At 70.9% G+C, this 21,114-nt stretch carries 17 protein-coding genes; 4 read left to right on the forward strand and 13 right to left on the reverse strand.

What is annotated here, in order from left to right; all coding sequences use genetic code 11:
- Positions 1-39: 39 nt before the first annotated feature.
- The 3 genes from ACTWPW_RS03945 to ACTWPW_RS03955 all read left to right on the forward strand — a co-directional run bounded on the left by ACTWPW_RS03945 (position 40) and on the right by ACTWPW_RS03955 (position 3,378).
- The gene (locus ACTWPW_RS03945) at positions 40-1,065 is read left to right on the forward strand and encodes a phosphotransferase family protein (protein ID WP_364115541.1); all 1,026 of its coding nucleotides are present in this window, start codon (positions 40-42) and stop codon (positions 1,063-1,065) included.
- Between the two features lie 41 nt (positions 1,066-1,106).
- Positions 1,107-1,859, forward strand: a complete 753-nt coding sequence (locus tag ACTWPW_RS03950; RefSeq protein ID WP_375111192.1) for an SDR family oxidoreductase — start codon at positions 1,107-1,109, stop codon at positions 1,857-1,859.
- 214 nt (positions 1,860-2,073) lie between these two features.
- Positions 2,074-3,378, forward strand: a complete 1,305-nt coding sequence (locus ACTWPW_RS03955; RefSeq protein WP_375111191.1) for a GH39 family glycosyl hydrolase — start codon at positions 2,074-2,076, stop codon at positions 3,376-3,378.
- On the opposite strand, the gene ACTWPW_RS03960 is transcribed toward ACTWPW_RS03955, so the two are convergent.
- Positions 3,350-4,459: an acyltransferase family protein gene (locus ACTWPW_RS03960; RefSeq protein WP_443167969.1), complete on the reverse strand. Its 1,110-nt coding sequence runs from the start codon at positions 4,457-4,459 to the stop codon at positions 3,350-3,352. The genes ACTWPW_RS03955 and ACTWPW_RS03960 overlap by 29 nt on opposite strands.
- Complete coding sequence (locus ACTWPW_RS03965; RefSeq protein ID WP_443167970.1) at positions 4,452-5,324, reverse strand: alpha/beta hydrolase; 873 nt, start codon at positions 5,322-5,324, stop codon at positions 4,452-4,454. Before ACTWPW_RS03965 ends, ACTWPW_RS03960 begins: the two co-directional genes overlap by 8 nt.
- A 196-nt stretch (positions 5,325-5,520) precedes the next feature.
- On the opposite strand from ACTWPW_RS03965, the gene ACTWPW_RS03970 reads away from it, so the two are divergent.
- Positions 5,521-6,156, forward strand: a complete 636-nt coding sequence (locus ACTWPW_RS03970) for a uridine kinase (RefSeq protein ID WP_443167971.1) — start codon at positions 5,521-5,523, stop codon at positions 6,154-6,156.
- A gap of 6 nt (positions 6,157-6,162) precedes the next feature.
- Here ACTWPW_RS03970 and ACTWPW_RS03975 read toward each other — a convergent pair whose 3' ends face one another.
- The 11 genes from ACTWPW_RS03975 to ACTWPW_RS04025 all read right to left on the reverse strand — a co-directional run bounded on the left by ACTWPW_RS03975 (position 6,163) and on the right by ACTWPW_RS04025 (position 21,024).
- Positions 6,163-6,795 (reverse strand): GNAT family N-acetyltransferase, encoded by a 633-nt coding sequence (locus ACTWPW_RS03975; protein ID WP_375111187.1) that lies wholly within the window; start codon positions 6,793-6,795, stop codon positions 6,163-6,165.
- A gap of 38 nt (positions 6,796-6,833) precedes the next feature.
- Positions 6,834-8,036 (reverse strand): DUF418 domain-containing protein, encoded by a 1,203-nt coding sequence (locus ACTWPW_RS03980; RefSeq protein ID WP_443167972.1) that lies wholly within the window; start codon positions 8,034-8,036, stop codon positions 6,834-6,836.
- Between the two features lie 42 nt (positions 8,037-8,078).
- A complete protein-coding gene (locus ACTWPW_RS03985; protein WP_443167973.1) occupies positions 8,079-10,214 on the reverse strand; it encodes a hypothetical protein in 2,136 nt (711 codons plus the stop codon).
- Between the two features lie 1,616 nt (positions 10,215-11,830).
- Positions 11,831-13,147: a lipopolysaccharide biosynthesis protein gene (locus ACTWPW_RS03990; protein WP_375111184.1), complete on the reverse strand. Its 1,317-nt coding sequence runs from the start codon at positions 13,145-13,147 to the stop codon at positions 11,831-11,833.
- Positions 13,140-13,943, reverse strand: coding sequence for a polysaccharide deacetylase family protein (locus ACTWPW_RS03995; RefSeq protein WP_375111183.1), 804 nt, complete (start codon positions 13,941-13,943; stop codon positions 13,140-13,142). The genes ACTWPW_RS03990 and ACTWPW_RS03995 overlap by 8 nt, the downstream gene beginning before the upstream one ends.
- Positions 13,940-14,881 carry a glycosyltransferase family 2 protein gene (locus tag ACTWPW_RS04000; RefSeq protein ID WP_364115573.1) on the reverse strand — a complete coding sequence of 314 codons (942 nt, stop codon included), beginning with the start codon at positions 14,879-14,881 and terminating at the stop codon, positions 13,940-13,942. Before ACTWPW_RS04000 ends, ACTWPW_RS03995 begins: the two co-directional genes overlap by 4 nt.
- Positions 14,882-14,892: 11 nt before the next feature.
- On the reverse strand, positions 14,893-15,726 hold the full coding sequence (locus ACTWPW_RS04005) for a glycosyltransferase family 2 protein (protein WP_375111181.1): 834 nt from the start codon (positions 15,724-15,726) through the stop codon (positions 14,893-14,895).
- A gap of 149 nt (positions 15,727-15,875) precedes the next feature.
- Positions 15,876-17,006 carry a GNAT family N-acetyltransferase gene (locus ACTWPW_RS04010; protein ID WP_443167974.1) on the reverse strand — a complete coding sequence of 377 codons (1,131 nt, stop codon included), beginning with the start codon at positions 17,004-17,006 and terminating at the stop codon, positions 15,876-15,878.
- Entirely contained in the window at positions 17,003-17,374 is a 372-nt protein-coding gene (locus tag ACTWPW_RS04015; protein ID WP_364115582.1) for a hypothetical protein, read from the reverse strand. The genes ACTWPW_RS04010 and ACTWPW_RS04015 overlap by 4 nt, the downstream gene beginning before the upstream one ends.
- A 293-nt stretch (positions 17,375-17,667) precedes the next feature.
- Positions 17,668-19,233: a sigma-70 family RNA polymerase sigma factor gene (locus ACTWPW_RS04020; RefSeq protein ID WP_443167975.1), complete on the reverse strand. Its 1,566-nt coding sequence runs from the start codon at positions 19,231-19,233 to the stop codon at positions 17,668-17,670.
- Positions 19,234-19,341: 108 nt separating this feature from the next.
- Positions 19,342-21,024, reverse strand: a complete 1,683-nt coding sequence (locus tag ACTWPW_RS04025) for a substrate-binding domain-containing protein (RefSeq protein WP_443167976.1) — start codon at positions 21,022-21,024, stop codon at positions 19,342-19,344.
- Positions 21,025-21,114 lie beyond the last annotated feature (90 nt).

Consider the following 21,114-nt stretch of genomic DNA (forward strand, 5'->3'; position numbering starts at 1 on the left):
GCTGGTGTTCAGGACCGAGTGACGTTCTAATGTGTGTCCATGACCGTACCTGGCATCGACCACCCCAGCCTGGTCGCGTGGATGGGCCGGAACGTCCCCGACGCCGGCGAGCCCCTGTCCGTCTCGCTGATCTCGGGCGGCAGGTCGAACCTGACCTACCTGGTCGAGACGGCCGGCCCCCGGCTGGTGCTGCGCCGGCCGCCGCTCGGTCACGTGCTCCCCACCGCCCACGACATGCGGCGCGAGTGGCGGGTCATCTCGGCGCTCGCGCCGACGCCCGTGCCGGTGCCCGAGCCCGTCGCGTTCTGCGCCGACGAGGACGTGATCGGGGCGCCGTTCTATCTCATGGGGTACGTGGACGGCGCGGCCGTGCGGACGAGGGAGCAGCTCGGCGACCCGACGCCCGAGCAGACCCGGCGGCTGTCGGAGCGGCTGGCGGAGGTGCTGGCCGCGATTCACGCGGTCGACTACCGCGAGGTGGGGCTGGCCGACTTCGGGCGGCCGGAGGGCTACATGGCCAGGCAGCTCGACCGGTGGTGCCAGCAGTGGGAGCGGTCGAAGACGGCCGACCTGCCCGACTACTACCGGCTCGTGGAGCGCCTGCGCGAGCGGCTGCCCGCCGAGGCCGCCGGCACGCTGGTGCACGGCGACTACCGGCTGGACAACACGCTGCTGCGGCTCGGGAACCTGGAGATCGCGGCCGTGGTGGACTGGGAGATGTCCACGCTCGGGGACCCGCTGGCCGACCTGGGGCTCACGCTCACCTACTGGCACGATCGCGGGGACGACGAGCGGGCGGCGATCCCGGTGGCCGGTGACGTGACGGTGGCGCCCGGGTTCATGAACGCCGCCGAGTTCGCGAGCCACTACACCAAGGTGTCAGGCCGGGATATCTCAGACCTCGGGTTCTATGTGGCCTTCGGTAACTTCAAGCTGGCGGTCATCGTGGAGGGTATCCACGCCCGCTTCCGGCAGGGTAAGACCGTCGGAGAGGGATTCGACCGCATCGGCTCCGCCGTACCCACCCTGATCTCCCGCGCGCATCGCATGCTCGACCAGCCCTGAACCGCCTCGACCACGGGATCGACCCCCCCGTAAGGAGCGCTATGAGCACAGTTGCACTGATCACCGGAGCGGCGAGCGGCATCGGGGCCGCCGTGGCCCGGCGCCTGTCGACGGGCGGCGTCAAGTGCGTCCTCGTCGACCTCGACGGTGAGGGCGCGGAGCGGCTGGCCAAGGAGGTGGACGGCGCCTGGCTGGCCGCCGACGTCAGCACGGAGGAGGCCTCGCTGGAGGCCGTCGCGCTGGCCGAGCGGCGTTACGGGCGGCTCGACCTGGTCCACCTCAACGCCGGCATCACCGGGCGGGTGGACCTGGCGGACTTCGACCTCGCGCGCTACCGCCAGGTGGTCGGGGTCAACATGGACGGCGTCGTGTTCGGCGTGCGCGCCAGTGTCCCGCTGCTCGTCCGCTCCGGCGGCGGGGCGATCGTGGTCACCGCGTCGCTGGCCGGGCTCGTCGGCTTCGCCGGCGACCCCATCTACACGATGACCAAGCATGCCGTCGTGGGTCTGGTCAGGGCGCTGGCCGAGCCTTTGTCCGCCGACAACATCCGCATCGGCGCGGTCTGCCCCGGCTTCACCGACACGCCCCTGGTGGCCGAGGCACGGGAGATGTTCGTCAACGCGGGCTTCCCCCTGCTGACGGCCGAGGACGTGGCCGCCGCCGTCGAATCCGCCTTCTACTCCGAGACTCCCGGCACGCTCCTCATCGTGCAGCCGGGCCGGCAACCCGTGCCTTACCGCTACGCCGGGGTGCCCGGTCCCGCGGGGGGACAGCGGCCGCCAGCTGCAGATTGACGGCAAGTGGCTTGCAAGCGGGACGATTAGCGTAATAAGGGCTGGGCTTCTGCCCAGCCCTTGCACGTTGGCGAACCTTGTAAGTTCGTGATCCCCCCTTCACACGTCTCGCGAGGATGAGGAGCGTCCAGTGATTCCGACCGACGGCCGACACGCGCGCAGGCGATCGCCATGGCCGATCGCACTTGGAGCAGGGATTCTCGCGGTCGTTCTGGTGGCGGGCATCATGGTCTACGCCGCGATCCGCACCCAGGCCCGCAGCGAGTTCAAGGGCAGCGACGTGGCCACGACGGTGCCCACCCAGCCCGCGCCCAAGCTGGAGGAGCCGCCCGCGCTGTCGAACTGGCCGCGCTGGGGCATCACGCACACGCAGTACAGCGCGGACAACGAGCCGCAGCAGGTCGTGGAGGAGGCCAAGGGCGTGCTCGGCCGGGTCCCGATGCTGCAGAACCAGCACATCATGGGATGGGGCGTCGGCAACCCGGAGCCCAGCCCCGGGCAGTTCAACTTCCGTGACCTGGACCGGCGGCTGACGTTCATGGCGGACACGCGGGCCGTGCCGGTGATCACGCTCTGCTGCGCGCCCGACTGGATGAAGGGCGGGCAGGCCGGGCGTACGGACTGGAGCAAGAACCACACGGTCGCCCCCGAGAAGGAGCACTTCGACGACTTCGCGAAGCTCGCGACGCGGGTGGCCAAGCAGTACCCGACGGTCAAGCACTACATGGTGTGGAACGAGTTCAAGGGCTTCTGGGACCCGACGACCAACCGGTGGGACGCCGAGGGTTACACCGAGATGTACAACAAGGTCTACACGGCGTTGAAGAAGGTCAACAAGGACATCCAGGTCGGTGGGCCGTACATCCCGGTCGAGAGCAACGCGCGCGGCGGGCCGTCCGACCTGAGCGGGCCGTGGGGGACGATCGACCAGCGCGCGCTGGACGCCATCCAGTACTGGATCGACAACAAGAAGGGCGCGGACTTCATCGTCGTCGACGGCGCCTCCATGACGAACGACAAGGGCAACGTGCCCAACGACTTCGCCGCCCAGGCCAAGTTCAGCGCCATCACCACCTGGTTGCGGCAGAAGAGCGACGACCTGCCGGTGTGGTGGGCCGAATGGTACGTCGAGCCCGAGAACTCCCAGTGGACCGAGGAGAAGCGGACGGCCGTGCAGGCGACCGCGCTGATGGAGTTCGCCAAGAGCGGGGTCAACACCGCCCTCTACTGGAACCCGCAGCTGAAGGACGAGGGTGACTGCCCCGGCTGCCTCTGGTCGCCCAAGGTCGGCGGCGAGCTGCCGATGGCGGGGCTGCTCAGCGGCTTCACCAAGTGGTTCCCGGCCGGGGTGCAGGTGCAGGAGGTGGAGTCCTCCGACCCGAAGATCAAGGCGATGGGGCAGGAGCGCCAGGTCGTGATGGTGAACACCTCCGACCGCGACGTCACGGCCACCGTGGACGGGCGGCAGGTCACCCTGGCGCCGTACGAGATCAAGTGGTCCGGGCGCGGCGGCGCCTGACCTCGTACCCGCGGAAGGCCGCCCAGCAGGCCGCCAGAGCCACGCAGAACGCCGGCAGCCAGGCCAGGCGGGCCAGCACCCAGACGGCGGAGTCCGGAGCGGTGTGCAGCCCGGTGAGCGCCCGGCCGCCGAGCAGGCCGAGGGCGGTGACCGCGATCATCGCCGTCTGGTGCCAGAGGAAGATCGTGATCGCCGAGAGGTTGACCAGTGCCACGGCGGCCCAGGCCGCGGGCCGCCGCAGGGCCCGGCGCAGGGGGCCGAGCAGCAGCACCGCCGCCCCGCACTGGGCCAGGCCGAAGGTGACGGCCGCGAGCGTGGGCGGGTCGAGGTTCGAGATCTCCGCGCCGGGCACGCCGACCATGGCCGCCGGGTAACCGGCCCACAGAACCAGCGCCGCGGTGGCGGCCGTGCCGCCGAGCAGCAGCGCCCATCCCGTCCCGCGCCCCGGCGGGCCGCCGTCGCGGCCCCAGGCGGCGCCCAGGCAGTACGGCACCAGCCACCCGGCCAGGACGTTCGCCCAGCCGAGCCAGGCGGGGCCGCCCAGGCCGTACCTGAGGAGGTCCACGACCGCCACGGCGGCCAGCGGCCAGGCCGGGTGCAGCCGGGCGGCCACCGGGGTCGCCGCCGTCAGCACCGCGAAGACCAGCAGGAACCACAGCGGCGACCACACCAGCTCGGCCAGCGTGCGCACGGTGTCCGGCCCCGCGCCGGCGGCGAGCATCGCCACCGCGATCACCACCCACACCGCCAGCACGGCGGCGACCGGGCTGAACAGCCTGGCCAGCCGCCCGCCGAGCCACCTCCGGTAGCCCCCGTCCGAGCCGGCCCGGCCGCGCGCCGCGACCAGCCCGCCCACCAGGAAGAACACCGCCAGCGTCTGGAACAGCCAGGAGACCGGGGCGAGCCGGGGCAGCTCACGCAGCGGGCTGGCCGCGCGCACCGTGCCGCTGTCGACCACCAGGGCCGTCACCAGCCAGTGGCCGAGCACCACGCCCAGGACTGCCAGGGCGCGCAGCCCGTCCAGCCCCCGGTCGCGGCCGGCCGGGGTGGCCGCGTCGATCCGGTCGAGGAGGTCACGCATGGCCGGTGACGATCGCGGCGATGTTGCGCAGGGGCAGGGAGCCGGGCCTCAGATAGTCGCTGTGGCCTCCGTCGCCCGCCGGGAAGGTCCGGGTGCCGGACTCCGGCGAGAGCGGGTCCAGGCCGGGTCCCAGGGCCAGGAAGTGCACGTGCGGCACGTAGGCGATCCAGTCGCCGCTCGCGCGGGCGGCCCAGACGGGGGCGGACGTGCGGAGCGGGGTCGTGGTGCCGGTGCCCGCGCCGCCGTACAGGACGATGTTCGCCACTGGGCCCAGCCCGGGGGCGGCCCGGCCGCAGACGACCGCGCCGTAGGAGTGGCACAGCAGGGAGACCCGGGCGGGGCCCAGCTCCCGTACGACCGCCCGCAACGGGGGCACGGCCTCGTCGGCGCGGTGCGTGGAGAGGACGGCGGCGCCGAGCGTCTCGGGTGTCCTGTAGCCCAGCCAGGCGACGACGGCGGCCCGGCCGCCCAGCTCCCGATGGAGGGCCTGCGCGCCGGCGCGGAACCGGGCGTACCGGTCGAGGCCGGTGTCCGAGCCGGGCACGAGCACGGCGACCCGCTCGGCCCCGGCCAGGTCGCCGAAGACCTCCGCGGTCCTGCCGCCGTCGCGGCCGTCGAAGAACAGGAAGCGGCGGGCCGGATCCGCCATGGCGCGCAGCGCCTGCGCCCGGCGCGCGTGGCCGTGCTCGGCGGCCATCCGCCCGGCGGCGCGGATGTCCTGGCGGACGGCGGCGTACCGGGCCTCGGTCAGACCCTCCGGCGGCCGGACCGGCGCGGGGGCCGGGACCTCCGAGCTCGACATCGGCGCGGCCACCGAGGTGGCGACGAGCGCGGTGAGCAGGGCGCGAAACGGGCGGAAAGGCATGTGCCGAACGTATGGACGGCACCCCGTAACCGGCGTCCCACCGGAGAGTGGACCTGCGGTGTAACCCCGGAGTATGACGGGGTCGACCCCTGGATAGGTTGTGCGCGTGGGTCCTTCTTCGGCACAAGTGCACTGTTCGGTCTCGACGTGGCGGCAGCCGTGTCCTCCCGCCGCCTCCGCGGAGCGCACCGCGCTCGTGGCGGAGCTCGCCGGCCGCGTCCTGGACGGCGGTGCCGGGCGGCTGCTCGTCGGCATCGACGGGTTCACCGCCGCGGGCAAGACCAGCTTCGGGCACGAGCTGGCCGCGCGGATCGCCGCGTCGGGCCGGCCCGTGCTCCGCGCCACCCTGGACGACTTCAAGCGGCCCTGGAAGGACCGGCACCTGTACGACCGCGAGTCGGGCGAGGGCTACTACCGCAACGCCTACGACTACGAGTCGGTCGAGCGCCTGCTGCTGGCGCCCGGCCGCTCGCCGGAGGCCACGTCCTGCGCGCTGTGCTCCATCGACCCGCTGACGCAGGTCGACCACTCGGCGACCACGACGCCGCTGGCCCCGGACTCGGTGCTGATCGTGGACGGGGTGTTCGCGTTCCGCTCCGAGATCGACGGCTACTGGGACTTCCGGATCTGGCTGGAGGTGGACGCCGAGCTGTCGGTACGCCGGGGCGCCGCCCGCGACCAGGACTGGGCCGGTTCGGACGCCGAGTCCGTCCACCGCGACCGGTACCTGGTGGCCGAGCGCGTCTATCTGCGCGAGGCGGACCCGATCGGGCGGATGGACGCGATCATCGACAACACCACGTTCGCCGCCCCCCGCCTCCTCAAGCCCTGAGTGCCCTCAGGCCAGCCCGAAGTGCGGCAGGCACGGCTCCAGGCCGTGGATCTCGACCGGGACGGGAGCGGTGAAGCCGGCGCGGTCGAGCCGGAGCTGCTGCTGCTCGGCCCGCCGCCCGCGTATCTCGTGGACCGAGACCCCGTTGGGCCGGTAGCCGAGCTTGCGCGAGACGCCCAGCGAGGCGGGGTTGTCCAGGAAGGCGCTGGAGATCGCCGTCAGGGCACCCAGCCCCGCGAAGGCCAGGTGCAGCACGGCGGCGCGCATCTCCGTGCCCAGCCCCTTGCCCTGGTGGGCGCGGCCCAGCCAGGAGCCCGTGTGCACCTCGCGGGTGACCGCGAACTGGTGCGCCGACAGGTCCTGGGCCCCGATCACCCGCCCCTCGTGGACGACCACGAAGTTGCAGCACCACTGCTCGGCCCGCCACCGCGCGATCACCCCGAGCTGGTAGCGGATGACGTCACCCGGCAGCTGCGCCGCGGGCACGTCGGTCCACGGCACGCCGAACGGCATCCGCTCGGGGTCGTGGACGCCTTCCAGGGCCCGGTCGGCCAGCTCGTCGAGGTCGTCGAGGGTGGGCAGCCGCAGCTCCAGGCGGGGCGTGGTCAGGCGCAGGTCGAGCACGGGCAAGTGGCGCATACCAGTCCATTGTTCCGATGCCCGCCGCCGGTCTCACCTCATTTACCGGCCGCCGGCCTGCGCCAGTAGGTCAGGAAGCGCAGCAACCACTCCACGGGGCCGTACCGGTGCCGCTTGAGCCATCGGCGGCTGTAGAGGACCTGGGCGGCGAAGATGCCGAGCGCGATCAGCACCTCCAGCGGCGGGCTGACCCGGTCCAGCAGCGCCAGCCCGTATCCGGTGAAGATCAGCGCGCAGATCAGCGACTGCGCCAGGTAGTTCGACAGCGCCATCCGGCCGGGCGCGGCCAGTGCCCGCGCCACCCGCGGCGCGTACGGCAGCACCCGCAGGAACGTGGCCGCGTACGCTGCCGCCAGCAGCGGAGCCGTCACCAGGTCCACCGCCTCGCCCCAGAACTTGTGCACCGAGCCGGTCCACGCCGACAGCGTGTAGAAGAACGCGCCCGCCAGCCCGACCGGGAACCCGATCCACTGCAGCCTGCGCAGCGTCCCCGTGTACGCCGCCACGTCGCGCAGCACGCCCAGCTTGCCGACCGCCAGCCCGACCAGGCACGCCGCCAGCACCGCCGGCCCCTGGAAGAACACCCGCGCCACGATGATCAGCGACAGCTTCCTGAGGTGCTCGGAGACGATCTGCCAGAACCCGCCGCCCAGGGCCGAGTTCGACGCGGCGACCTGCGCCGACTCGTCCGCCAACCGGCCGGACATGTCCAGTCCCGCCGAGGCCAGCACCGCCAGCAGCACGAAACCGAGCGCCAGCAGCAGCGTCAGCGCGACGGCCAGCAGCACCGCCGTCCGCGGCCGGATCGCGCGGAAGATCAGCAGGGCCAGCCCCACGGCCGCGTAGGTCGTCAGGATGTCGCCGGGGAACAGCAGCACCGCGTGCGCCAGCCCGAGCAGGAACAACCCCGCCAGCCGGCGCAGGAACATCGGCACGAACGGCCGCCCCTGCCGCCTGGCCGAGTCGACCTGCAGCGTGAAGCTGTAGCCGAACAGGAACGAGAACAGCAGGTAGAACTTGTTCTCCAGGAACAGCGTCACGACCCACCGCACGCCCCAGTCCAGGGACGAGTCGAAGGCGGGCTCCGCCATCCCGGCCATCCGGTAGCCGGAGGCCAGGAAGGCGATGTTCACGACGAGGATGCCCAGCAGCGAGAAACCCCGTAAGGCGTCGACGGAGGCGATTCTCGCTGCCGTGAGTCGTGTGTCCGGCCTGGCGGGATGTGTCTGCTGTGCCCTCATCGGAGGACATCATCCCGCACAAGCTGAGTGTTTCCTGTGAATTCAGTTATTTTGCGCGATATAGATGAACCGCTCGATGATCACCGCCAGCGCCACCACGAAGGCCGGCACCGCCAGGAACAACAGGCGTCTGCGGGCCTTGGGCGCCCGGTTCGGGCCGTTGAGCCGGATGATCTCGTAGCCGAAGAGCGCCACCCAGGTCACCCCCAGCGCCCCGATGCCCACCGGGGTCCAGGGCGAGGTGGGGTCGCCGCGCCCCTTGTACGGGTTCGGCTCCGGGATCTCGGTGCCCCTGACGAACGTCTTCCAGGTGTAGAGCGCCGCGTCCTCGTTGGAGAAGACCCGCTTCAGATCCGGCGACTTGTCCAGCGCCGCACGGAACCTCTCGCCCCAGTCGGCCGGATAACCCTCGTTGAGCTGCAGGTAGCTCACCTGGCCGCGGCTCACCATCAGGTACGAGTTCCGCGGCTGCTCCTTGAGCTTCTGCACCGCCTTGGCGATCTGCGTGGGGTCCTTGAACACCAGCGCCTGCGTGCCGAAGCTGACCCGCTCGACGTCCCGCTCGCCCCACGGCAGCGTCGGGGTGACCTCCGGCCCCTCCTTGGGCACCAGGTAGAGCACCCGGGCGCTGGGCTTGTCGTGGTCGTAGACGTAGTGCAGGGCGGCCACCTCGCCGCTGGTGACCCGCTCGAACTTCTCGTTGCCGTACCTGGCCACCAGGAACGCCATCGCGAACATGACCGCGAAGCACGCCGCGAGCACCAGCGAGACCTTCTTCGTGAGCTCGGGGTTGAACCGCACGTTCCGCTTGCGCAGCGGCACGGTCTCCTCGCGCACGTCCGCGCTGTCGGCGGGCAGGTTGGGGAAGAACGCGTACGCGGCCAGCAGGCACGCCCCGGGCAGCGCGAACATGTAGATCCGCAGCCCGATCTCGCCGCCGTAGCTCTGCAGCCCCAGCGCCAGCACCGGCACGCACAGCAGGATCAGCGCCGAGCGGTCGAACACCCCGCGCCGCAACCGCCGGAACAGCCCGGCCGCCGCGCAGGCCAGGATCACCGCGAGGATGCCCAGGCGAGCCTGCAGCACCATCGCGTGCGCGGGGTCGCTGCCCTCGATCCGGTCGCCGGTGTTGCTGCGCAGGTTCTGCAGGATGTTGCCCAGGCCGCCGAAGATCGTGTCGATCTGGCTGGCCCAGAAGCCCACCGTCATGTAGCTGATCCAGGCCAGCACCATCAGGCCGAGAAAGAACGGCAGCGCCCATGTGAGCGTGGTCCGCCGGAAGATCAGGAACGCCGTCACCACGCCGAGCATCATGAACGGCGTGATCTGGTGCGAGGCCACCGACGCCACGAACAGCGCCACCAGCATCATCAGCATGAGCAGCTTGTCGGCCCGGAACGTCCCGGTGTTGGCCAGCTCGCCCGGCGTCATCGCGTCCAGCTTGCCGAGCAGCTTGCGCAGGCCCTTGGGCGGGACCGGCTTCGTACGCGGCTCCACCCGCCCGAACCATCGCAACAGGATCGCCACGAACGCCAGATAGAGGGCGAAGGTGAATCCCTGGGGCGAGAAGTAGTCCTGCCCGATCCACTGCACCAGCACGAACAGCAGCGCCGCGAACCACCGCGCCCGCGTGGTGGCCACCACCTGGCGCAGGATCAGCACGAAGGGGAGCAGGTAGAGCAGGTTCGACAGGAGCGGCGTCCACTGCAGGATCGTCGTCATGTCGGTGATGCCGGCGGCCTTGGTCACGAACGCGAACAACGCGAAGAAGCCCGGCCAGCCCATGCGGGCGTCGATGTTGATCGCCGTCTCGCCGGTCCTGCCGATGAACTCCACGAAACCGGCATGGATGTACGCGGTCGGGAACCGCGGCTCCTCGGCCACCAGCGCACCCGCGCCGTGCAGGGCGAAGGTGATCGCGGCGATCTGGAACAGCAGCAGGAACTTGCGGTCGGTGCTCTGGGTGACCGTGATGAAGAACGACACGATCATGATCAGGATGGCGATGAACGCGGTGGCCGGGAGCGCCGAGATCAGCCCGAGGCCGTCGATCTCGGCCGGATCCACGCCGCGCAGGGGGCCCGGGGGGACCTTGAGGGCGAGGATGTACATGACCAGGCCCTCGAGGACCAGCAGCACGGGCAGCCATGTGGGCGCGCTGGAGACCAGCTGCCCCACCCGAGCACCCAGGCCACGCGGCTTCCCCGCCGCCTTCTGCGGCTGAGGCCGCGCCCCGGGTTGCGGCCCGCCGGGTGCCCGCAACGGCACCCCGACCCCTTGGGCCGGCGCAGGCGGCGGCTGCACAAGGCTCCCCAGCCCCCGCGCCCCTCCCGAAGCCCCACCCCCGGCCCCTCCAGCAGCCGTCCCGCCACCGCCAGGACCTCCACCGGCGGGACCTCCAGCGGCAGGACCTCCGGCCGCGGGGCTTCCGGTGGTGGGCCTTCCGGCGGCCGTCCCTGGGGTCGCGGACCCACCAGTGGCGGGCCTTGCGGTGCCTGACGTCCCCTTGGTCGGTGCTCCAGCACCGTGCGTCTCCATGGGCTGCGTTCCCGCGCCCGCCCCAACGGCGGGCGTCCGCTCCGAAGCCGCCCCGCCAGCGCCCGGCCGGCCAGCCGATGCCCCGGTGTCCGCCGCACCCTTGGACGACCCGCCCGCGGGCGCCGGTCCTCCGGCGGCCGGCGCTTCGGTGCCCGTGGCCCCTGCCGATCCCGCACCGCGAGAAGGTGCTCCCGTCGACGCCGCACCGCCGGACGGCCCGCCGCCTGGCCGCCCTCCGGCCGGTGCCGTACCGCTGGACGGCCCGCCGGCGGGCTGCCCGCCTGCCGGTCGCTCGCCCGCGGGTGGCGCGCCGGTGGAGGCCGAGCCGGATGGCGCGGCCGAAGTCATGGGCTGGGTCCCCGAAACGGGGGAAGCGCCGCGAGACGACGCCGCGTCGGACGACCCCTTCGCGGGCTGTCCGGCTGTGGACGGCTTCGTGGCGGGCCCAGGTCCCTTGGCGGGCACAGATCCCTTGGCGGGCACAGACCCCTTGGCGGGTGCGTCGGCGGGGGATGCCGCGCTCACCGCCCCGGCCGCCGCCGCTCCCGTCGGGGAAGCGTCACCCGACGAGCCCGTCGCCGAAGGCGCGCCAGACGTGCCCGTGCCGGACGTCCCGGCAGCCGGCCCGGACGTCGCACCAGACCTCGCATCCGGCTTCGCACCGGTGGCACCCGGCTTCGCACCGGCCGCCGCCCCCGGCCGCGCCTCACCGGCGGGCCGCGCCTCACCGGCGGGCTGAGGGCCGACGGCGGGCTGAGAGCGCGGGCCATCGCTCGGCTGGGGGCCCCCGGCGGGCTGAGGGCGGGGGCCCGGGCCCGGCTGGGGGCCACTGGCAGGCTGGGGGCCACTGGCGGGCTGGGAGCGCAGGCCGGGGTTGGTGGGAGCCGTCTCCGGGGCGGCCGAGGCTTCCTCGTCCCGCTGGACGGGGGTGGACACCGTCCCGGCGGACGCGGCGTCCGCCTCCTCCACCGTGGGCGGGTGCCCGATGTGTACGGGGAGCCGGAACGCGGTGGTCGTGTCCGCGTTCGGCTCAGCACCCTCGTCGGGGGCACCCTCCTCGGCGGCGCTCTTCGCGGAGTCCTCAGCCGAGCCGGAACCCTCGCCCGAGGGCGGGGTCTCGAACGTCAGCTTCGGGATGACTCCCGTAGCTTCCGGATCGAAGGGCACGTCTGACTCCTCCTTGTCCCCACGCACGTCCGAGGAGCCGGTGATCCCCGTTGTCATGCCATCGCCGTCCCGTTGCCTCACGTTGACCATCATGCGGCCCCGGACGACCCCTGGGTGACAGCCGACCTACCAGTTTCGCCGGTTCTGAGAATTTTACGTAGATTTCCAAAGATCAAAATTGCGACGAGCACCTCGCTGAGCAGCAGCCCGTACCCGACGGCGTTCACCCCGAAGCGAGGGAACAGTGCCACCGTGGACACCAGCACCAGCACCGCCAGGCCGATCTGCACGATCGCCAGCAGCCGCGCCTGGCTCTGCGCCCGCAGCGCGCTCAGATAGACCTCGATCAGCACCCGGGGCAGCACCGCCAGCGACATCAGCCGCAGCAGCATCGTGCCCTCCTCGGCGAACTCGGACCCGAAGATGCGCAGGATCAGCGGCGCCCCGAGGAAGACCACCACGATGATCGGAGTGACGATCATGAACGCCCGCCGCAGCGCCCGCCGGCAGTTGTGGGCCAGGCTGCCCCGGTCGAAGGAGCCCTCGACGGTCAGCGACACCGCCATGTTCATCGCCAGCAGCTCGATCATGCTGGCCAGCGTGTGGGCCATCGAGAAGCGCCCGAACGTGGCCTCGCCCACCTGCGTGGCGATCACCACGGGCACCAGGTAGACGATCGCCAGGATCGACAGCGTGCCCGGGAAGTCGCCGGCCAGGAAGCGGCCGATCTCGCGCAGCCGGGGCGGCTCCTGCACCGGGGCGGCGTGCTTGAGGTGCCGGGGCACGACGACGCCGAAGATCAGCCAGTTGACCGGGATCAGCGCGAGCGCGGTCGGGATCACCCACGAGACGAAGACACCGCCCGTGGGCAGCGCGCCCGCCAGGGCGACCAGCAGGCCCATCTTGACCAGGCCGAAGATCAGGTTGTTCAGCGGCACGAACGTGGCCCGCCGCAGCCCGGTCAGCACCACGTCCTGCAGCGTGAACACGGCCCACACCACCACGGACGCCAGGAAGAACAGCCCGGGCCCGAACCCGGCCAGCACCGAGTACGTCTTCCCCCACATGGGCAGCGTCAGCAGGAAGCCGAGCGCCGCGACCCCGCCCGTGGCGGCGGCCAGGCCGTACCCGCGCAGGATGAGCTCAGGCGTGCGGCGGCCGGCCACCGGCAGGAACCGGGCCAGCGCGCCCACGAACCCCAGCGCCGTCAGCGACGCGAACAGCCGCATCGCCGTGATGACCGCCTGCCCCCGGCCGAACTCCTCGGGCGAGTAGTAGTGGGCGGCCAGCAACCAGTAGCCCATGCCGAGCACACCGGTGATCACGGTGTTCGACATGAGCGCGTAGCCCTGGCGGAACAGCGGGTTACGCAGGTCGCGTAGGACTTTCCCCCAGACGCTAGACATTTCCGCGCACCCGCTGCAGCCCGTACCTCGTCCTGCGCACGACCGCGTACCCCTTGGTGAGGATGCGCTCGCGCAGGTAGATGAGAGGTACGGCGTTGCCTTCGACGGCGCGCTTGAACATGTTGATGGTCGTGCCCTTGCCGACCGTCAACCGGGGGATGGCGAGCATGTCGTGCCGGTCCGCGGCGATCGTGTTGCTGACGGCACAAGCCGCGAAATATCCGGCCTTGCGTACTTCGTGGCGTACGCGGGCGCTGGAGTAACCGTAGGGGTAGGCCATGGTGGCGACCGGCGCGCCGATCTTCTCCTCCAGCAGGCCCTTGTTCCTGCGCAGCTCCTGCCGCAGCTCCTCGGTGCGGAGCTGGTCGAGCTGGGGGTGGCTGTGGCTGTGGCCGCCGATCTCGATGCCGGTCTGGGCGGCCTCGCGGGCCTGGCCCCAGGACAGCATGCCGTCCAGCGGCCGGCCCGCGGCGTCCTTGCCGGCGTCGGAGACCCAGCCGCTGGTCAGGAAGACCGTGGCCGGGAAGTTGTAGCGCTCGAGCAGGGGCAGCGCGTGGCTGTGGAAGTCGGCGTAGCCGTCGTCGAACGTCACCACGATCGGCTTGGCCGGCACCGAGCGCCCGTTGTTCTTGTTGAGCGAGGCCACCAGGTCGCCGAGCGTGAGCGGGGTGAAGCCGCTCTCCGACAGGTACGCGAGCTGCTCGGCCAGGTCGGAGGGCCGCACCGCGTGCGGGCGCGTCTCGTCGTTGGGGTTGTCGGTGACCGAGTGGTACATCAGGATCGGTACGCGAATCATGATCGTGCCACCTTCAGCCGTACGGAACCGACGACGTAACCCCAGGTCGTCCAGGCCAGCCCGATCACGATCGCGGCCGCCCTGCCGAGCCCGCCCACGTCACCCCTCAGGGCCTCCCCGACGCCGCGCAGCGCGCCGAGCGGCAGCGTCTTCATCGCGTGCGCCCGCTCGCTGGACAGCCCGTCCTGCGTGCCGACCTCGCGCGTCACCAGGGCCTTCGACAGGCCCTCGGCGTAGCACCTGGACCTGAAGTAGGCGAACCGCTCGCGCTGCCTGGACACCTTGTGCCCGATCACCGCGCGCGGCTCGAACAGCATGACCGAGCCCGGCCTGCGCTGGCTCAGCCTGATGCAGAACTCGGTCTCCTCGCACCCGAGCGGGCGCGACTTGCGCCCCTGGACACTGCGCCCGATGCCGCTGTGGAAGCCGCCCACCTCGGACACGGCGTCCCGCAGGAAGGCGGCGTTGCCGCCCATCACGTTGCGGATCGGCGCCCTGACCGCGGGCATGCCGCGGTAGGTGCAGCCGACCGTCCAGTCGAACTCGTACGGGAACCACCGCGGCCGCTTCGCCGACGCCCACAGGGGGTCGGTACGGCCGCCCACGCCCACCACGCCGGGTTCCTGGAAGCCCTCCTCCAAAGCCTCCAGCCACCCCGCGTCGGCGACCGCGTCGTCGTCGAGGAACGCGACGATCTCACCGTTGGCCGTGGCCACACCGGTGTTCTTGCCGCCGGACAACCCTTGCTCGTGCGTGTTCTCCACCACGATGGCCTGCGGGTACTCGTGCTTGAGCTTGAGATGCAGGTCGGGGTTGTGGTCGACCACCAGGATCAGCTCGTGTGCCGGGCGCGTCTGGTTCTCGACCGACTCGACAGCCTGCCTGATGTCCTCCCACCGTTCCTCGGTGTAGACGCAGATGACAACAGACGTGTTCACAACGTTCCTTCTTAAGCGACGCCTCGGTCAGCGGCAGGAGTGGCAGCGGGCTCAGGCTGAGGCTGAGTGGGCTGGCGACGCCACTCCTTCAGGATGGTCTTGAGCACGCGGAAGCCATCTCGTACGACGTGAAGATTGCTCTCGCCGTGGATGCGGTTGCGCTCGTGGCTCGGCACCTCGTGCACCTTCAACCCGGCCTTGGCGGCGCGCACGTTCATCAGCGTCTCCACCTCGAAGCCGTCGCAGTCGAGGTCGAGCACGTCCAGGTGGCGCGCCCAGAAGGCGTTGTAGCCGTAGCACAGGTCGGTGTACTGGGTGCGGTACATCACGTTGACGATGCCGGTCAGGACCTTGTTGCCAAGACGCCGGTTGATCGTCAGGTCGTCACTGCCGCCGCCGGCGGCGTAGCGCGAGCCCTTGACGAAGTCGGCGCCGGTCACCAGCGCGCCCACGAAGTTGATGATCTCGCGGCCGTCGGTCGACCCGTCGGCGTCGATCATCACGATGATGTCACTGGTGCACGCGGCGAAGCCGGCGGCAAGGGCGTCACCCTTGCCCTTGCCGGTCTGCATCACCACTTTCACGTTCGGCCGCAGCCGCTTGGCCACGGCGACCGTGTCGTCGACGGAGTTGCCGTCCACGAGCACGATCTCATCGACCCACTGCGGGATGGTGGCGAAGACGTGCGGCAGGTTCTCCGCCTCGTTCATCGCCGGCACGACCACGCTGACCGTCGGTGAGATGGCCAGGTGCGGGGTCACCGGGGTGAAGCTCGAGGGCGGCGGCATCGAGCGGAGAGGCGAGGAGTGGACCTTGCCGTTGTGCTTGGTTATCTCGGGACTCATGGCGAGGAAAATCCTTCCGGGACCCCGCGCTGCGAACCGGACGGGACCACCCCCGGGTGCTGCGGGAATGGCGAAACCGGCGAACGGTGCATCGAAGGGTCCTTGGAGAGTGAGGGTTGGTGCTGCTGCCGGGGGGTATTCGGGGGCGCTCAGCGCGCTCCCGTCGGTTCCTGGGTTACTGCGTTGGGTGACTCCTGCTGTTGCATCGAGGTGCGCACCCGACCGAAGCCCTTCAGGACACGGTCGGCCGCTCTATAAAGAGACGGCCGATCCATGACAATTGTTCGGGCTTTGTTGAAAGGAGTTCGGCCCATCCAGTGAACCGCCGCCGTGGGGGACGGTCGCGAGATACGGCCTTCGGCGACGTACAGGACCCCGCTCTTGAGCCAGTCCTTGTACTCCTTGCCGCCCTTGCCCATGTCCACCATGTGCAGGCCCGCGTTCGCGGCGGCCTCGGCCATCTGGAGGTGGTGGACGATGCCCGGCGAGTAGCGGCCGAACTCGGTGTCGTAGGCGGGGAACCACCCTACAAGCGTGGTCGCCGTACGGAGGCCGAAATGCCCAGCGACCGGTACGTCCCCGGCATAAAGCATGGTCAGGACACCCGCGAAGTCCGATGAGTTCTCGGCATGCATCATGTCCGTCAGTTCGACGATCCACGGCTGCGCGAACCTGTCCACCCGGCCGGTCCTGCGGTACTGGTCCGACTTCCAGGCCAGCAGGGTGCGCAGGACCTCGGGGTCGGGCGAGGACCACTCGAGGCGCAGCTCGCCGTGCTCGCGGCCGAGCTTGCGCTCCTTGTAGCGGACGGTCTTGAGGTTCTTCGGCGAGTTGGCCTTGACCTGCTCGATCCACGCCTCGAAGCCGGCGGTGAAGTCCATGACCGGCGCGGGCCGGACGTCGGCCTCGTACGGGGCGAACGTCGGCTGCCCCGCGACCAGGTGATCGAAGTCGAACACGCTGAGCTTGCACGCGCGCAGCAGGGCCTTGGCGTCGAGCTTCAGGTCCGGAACTGAGATCAAACCGTGACACGTAGTGAGGAAGCCGCCGAGCGGTTTGCCGATGCCGAAGCTGTGCCGCTCGTACGGGAAGAATCCCGCGATGCCGCCCCCGTCGGAGATGACCGCCACCCTCACGTAGTCACGCAAGCGGTCCATCGCCACCGCGAACTCGACCGACAGGAACGGGTTGTCCAGACTGCGGTCAGCCTTCTGCAGCTCCCGCCATCGTGCCCGCTCGGAGTCCCCGAGCTCTCGTGGCCGAACTACCTGGATGTTCACCTTGCCCTGGCCCCCTGTTCGGTCTGCATGCTCTTCCCCCGGTACAAGACCCGAAGCACGTACATGAACCCGCCGAGCACGGCGACAGTCGCGACACCGGCTCGTGGCGACCACGCGTTGAAGAGCAACATGGCCTCGGCGAGGAGCACGTTGAGCACGAGACTTGCCGCAGCTCCTACGGATAGGGCGGCCAGGGGGTCACGATCACGCAACAGTCCCACCACCGCCGCCCCTGGAACGACGAGAAGGAACAAGGAGATCAAGAACGGGCGCAGCGGTGTCTCGATATCGAACAGCGCGACGACCGCCCCTGCGATGCAGGCGAGCGCGACCAGCCAGGCCAGCGCTCTGCGGTGCTGCTTCAGCATCTCCTTCTTCTCTCCTGCTCTTCCTGGTTAAAGCACGGTTGATCCAGTTCATGGGACCAATCCGTGCCTGGACACGTCAATGCCGACGCTTGGCGACGCGCTCCGGTTTACCGGCAGGCGGAGTTTTCTCGTGTGACTTTCAACACACGGTCAAGTAAACGCCAACCCCGAACGGTCCCCAAGCACACCAGAATGCCCTATGTAGCCGGGGATCTACGAGTCAGGGTCCGATTTATCCCTGTTTGTCGTCTAATTCTGTGGATCTATTGCGAGTTGACGTGATCTTGGCCACTTCACTCGGCCGCGGGCTCTTCCTCGGACGAGGTCGCGACCCCGGAGCTCGGCGTCTGGGTCGGCTCCTCGGTGGCCGGCGGTTCGTCGGTCGGCGAATCGGGGATCCGGGGGCCGTCACCCTGCCAGGACAGCGAGCAGGTCGCGGTGCCGCCGTTCGAGGTGAAGGAGACGCGGCCGCTGCCGGAGTCGTTCGGCTCGACGACCGTCACCCAGATCGACACGGAGCCGCCGGCCTTGACCGACCCGCTCGCCGGGAACACGTCCAGCCCCTGCGAGGCCGTCGCCACCCAGGAGACCGCGGCGTTGCGGGCGCTGAGCCCGATCTTCGCCACGCCGCTGATCGACTGCGGGCACGAGGCGCCGAGCCGGGCACCGGGGGCGGGCCTGCGCCCCGGCGTCGGGCGGGTGGCAGCACGGGTGGCGGGCCGGGTGCTCGGCCGCGAGGCGGTCGGCGGCTGGCTCGGCGTGGTCCTGGCCGAGGGCGTGCGGCTCGGCGTCGGCGCCGGGGAGGGGGTGAGCTCGTCCTCCTCGATCACCGGCTCCGGGGTGGGGTCCTCCTCCACCGGGAGCGTGGGGGAGGGGGCCGGCCGCAGCGTGGTGGTGTCGGAGGCGCCCTGGCCGTTGATCACCACCATGGCGCCCGTCGCGGCCAGCAGGCACACGCCCGCCAGCATGAGCGGCGCCAGCCGGCGCGGCCGGCGCCGGCGCGAGCGGCCGTGCTCGACGGCCACGGGGAACCCCGTCCGGTCGAAGCTGTCCCCGCGATCGGTGATCAGCACGCGGGTCTGGTCCAGCTCGGGGTTGACGCAGGTGTCGATCACCCGGCGGCGCAGCGAGATCGCCGGGTACGCCACCGGCACCATGTCGAGCAGCCGCCCCGCCGAGACCTGCCGGTGCCGCCCCTCGGTGCACACCTCGCACCCGCTGATGTGCCCGGACAGCCGCCGCCGCAGCAGCGGGGTGAGCGGCCCCTCCCAGGAGTCCACCATCGCCGACAGGTCCGGGCAGTGCGCCCGGCCGGTCCTGGCCAGCACCACGGCCGCGGCGGCGTTCTCCAGCTGGTCACGGGCACGGCCGAGCCGGGCCGCCGACTGCCGGGAGGTCAGCCCGAGCACCGCCCCGACCTCCGACGGGGTCAGGCCGTGGCGCAGCGACAGCTCCAGCACCTCGCGCTCGCCCCTGCTCAGCTCGCCCAGCGTCTCGTGCACCAGGTCGGCCAGTTCGGGGTCGTCGTGTCCGTCGACCTCGGGCAGCGGCAGGCCCCCGGCGGGGGTGCCGGGGCGGCGCGCCAGCCGGGCGCGTACCTGGAACCGGGTCAGCGCGTACAGCCAGGCCCGCAGCCTGGCCGGCTCCCTGAGCCGCTCGACGCACCCCTGCGCGGTGACCAGCGCGTCGTGCACGGCGTCCGCGGCCAGGTCTCCCTCCTCGGCCAGGGAGACCGCGTAGTCGTACAGCCGCTCGGCGTAGGAGTCGTAGAGCTTGGCGGGAGCATCGGTGTCCGCGCGCAGCAGAGCCTCAACCAGCTCCTGATCCCCGGCGCGATCGATGGTCGGCCATCCAGGCACGGATTCCCTCCCGCAGGTTGGACGGGCACTCAAGCCCCACGCGGAGAGGACGCGGCCTCGATCGGCCAGGTTCGCCCCCCATGCCCAACAGGCATGGGGAGCGCGGGATCACCCGTCGCAGTTGGGTGTGCAGAGGCGGCGTTCCATGCCCTGCAGGAAGAAGTCGCGGACCTGCAGGACGTTCTCGGCGATGTACGCCTCGCCGCCCGTGGCCTTGGCCAGCGTCTCCATCTGCTGCTTGCCCTTCTTGGCGTCCGGGCCGAAGGCGATGAGCAGGATGCTGATGGGCCGCTTCGGGTTGTAGGTCTTCTTGAGGTACTGGACGATCTCGGCGTTGCCGACGCCGCCGTCCGGATCGTCGTTGCCCGCGCCGTCGGTGAGGATCAGCAGCGTGTTGACCTTGTCCTGCTGGTAGGTCTTGGTGAGCTGCCCGTACGCCGCCTTGATCGTGTCGTTCAGCCCGGTGTCGCCGGTGGACCTGGCCCGGAGCTGGGCGAACGTCCTGACCAGCACCTCCTTGCGCAGCGCGCCGTCGAGCGACTCGGCGAGCGGCCCGACGGAGACGAGCTCCTTCCAGTCCTTGCCCTGGCCGTCCAGATGCGTGGAGAACGACCACAGGCCCATCTCGGACCCGGCGGGGAAGAGCCCGAGGCCCTCGGTGGCGATCTTGTTGATGGCCTGCATGCGGGTCATGTTCGTGCCGGGCACGGGCAGCGCCATCGTCCCCGAGACGTCGAGCAGGGTGAGCAGGCGGGTGCCGAGGTTCAGCCGGGTCCAGGTCTGCACCATCCGCGTCACGGTCGCGCCGTCCGGCGGGTCCAGCGCCGCCGGGGTCTCGGGGGTGAAGCCCTTGGCCTCCGAGAGGGCGTCACCGGCCTTGCCGTCCGTGCTGCGGAAGCCGGCGTCCCGCAGGGTCTTCTTGGCCGACTCGGTGGCGAGGTCCTGCTTGAAGTCCGCCGCCGCCTTCAGCACCTGGGGGTCCTTGGCCAGGATCGTGACGGGGTAGTCCAGGCTGAGCGTGCCCTCCTTGGGATAGAGGGCGACGATCGGGGACTCCGGCTTCTTCGTGTTGTGCGCGTAGATGGCCTGCTCGGAGGTGACGCCGACCGGCACCTTGCTGCCGGACTTGACGGTGAGGCTGGCCAGCAGCGCCGTCGAGTCGGACGCGAGCTGGCCCGACAGTTCCTTCAGCGCGCCCACGAGCGCCTTGTCCTGGCCCGCCTCCTTGGCCGTGCCGGCCGCGGCCAGCAGCGCCGCCAGGCCGGCCGAGTTCTTCTGCGGGTCGAGGGCGAGCACGCGGACCTTCCGGCCGGGGCCGTCCACGTTGGCCACGTTCGCCGCGGCGATCATGGCGGCCCAGCTCGGCTGCAGCGTCCCGGACAGCTTCGACGCGGCCGACTTGGCCGCCGCCAGCACCACGGGGGAGTTCGCGATCGAGCCCTCCACCTGCGGGAGCGCTTCGCCCGCCGGGGTCTGGCGCATGCTCTCCATGAGCAGGCTGGAGTCGGCCACCCAGAAGTCGGCGCTCACCTTGCCCGCCGCCAGCGCGTTCGCGGTCCTGGCCGCCGCCTCCTTGGCCACCGTCACCTCGACGCACTTGCTGTCGATCGAGTGCATGGCCTTGTTGTAATTACCGGCGATCTTGTTGAGCGCGGGCTGGATGTCGGGGGTGGCGACCACGCGCAGCGGCAGCTTGCCGCCCGAGCAGTCGTGGTCGCGGTTGAAGATGACGAACGCGGCCACACCGAGGAGCACGGCCAGGGCAACGGCCCCGGCCAGCGGTACGAGCACTCTGCCGCGACCGCCCCTGGACCGCCTGCGCGGTGGGGGTTCGTTCGCTCTGTATCCGCCGTCGAGCTCGTCTGTGCGGTGTCGCCCCAC

The sequence above is a fragment of the Nonomuraea sp. KM90 genome, assembly GCF_052246675.1.
Taxonomy (GTDB): Bacteria; Actinomycetota; Actinomycetes; order Streptosporangiales; family Streptosporangiaceae; genus Nonomuraea.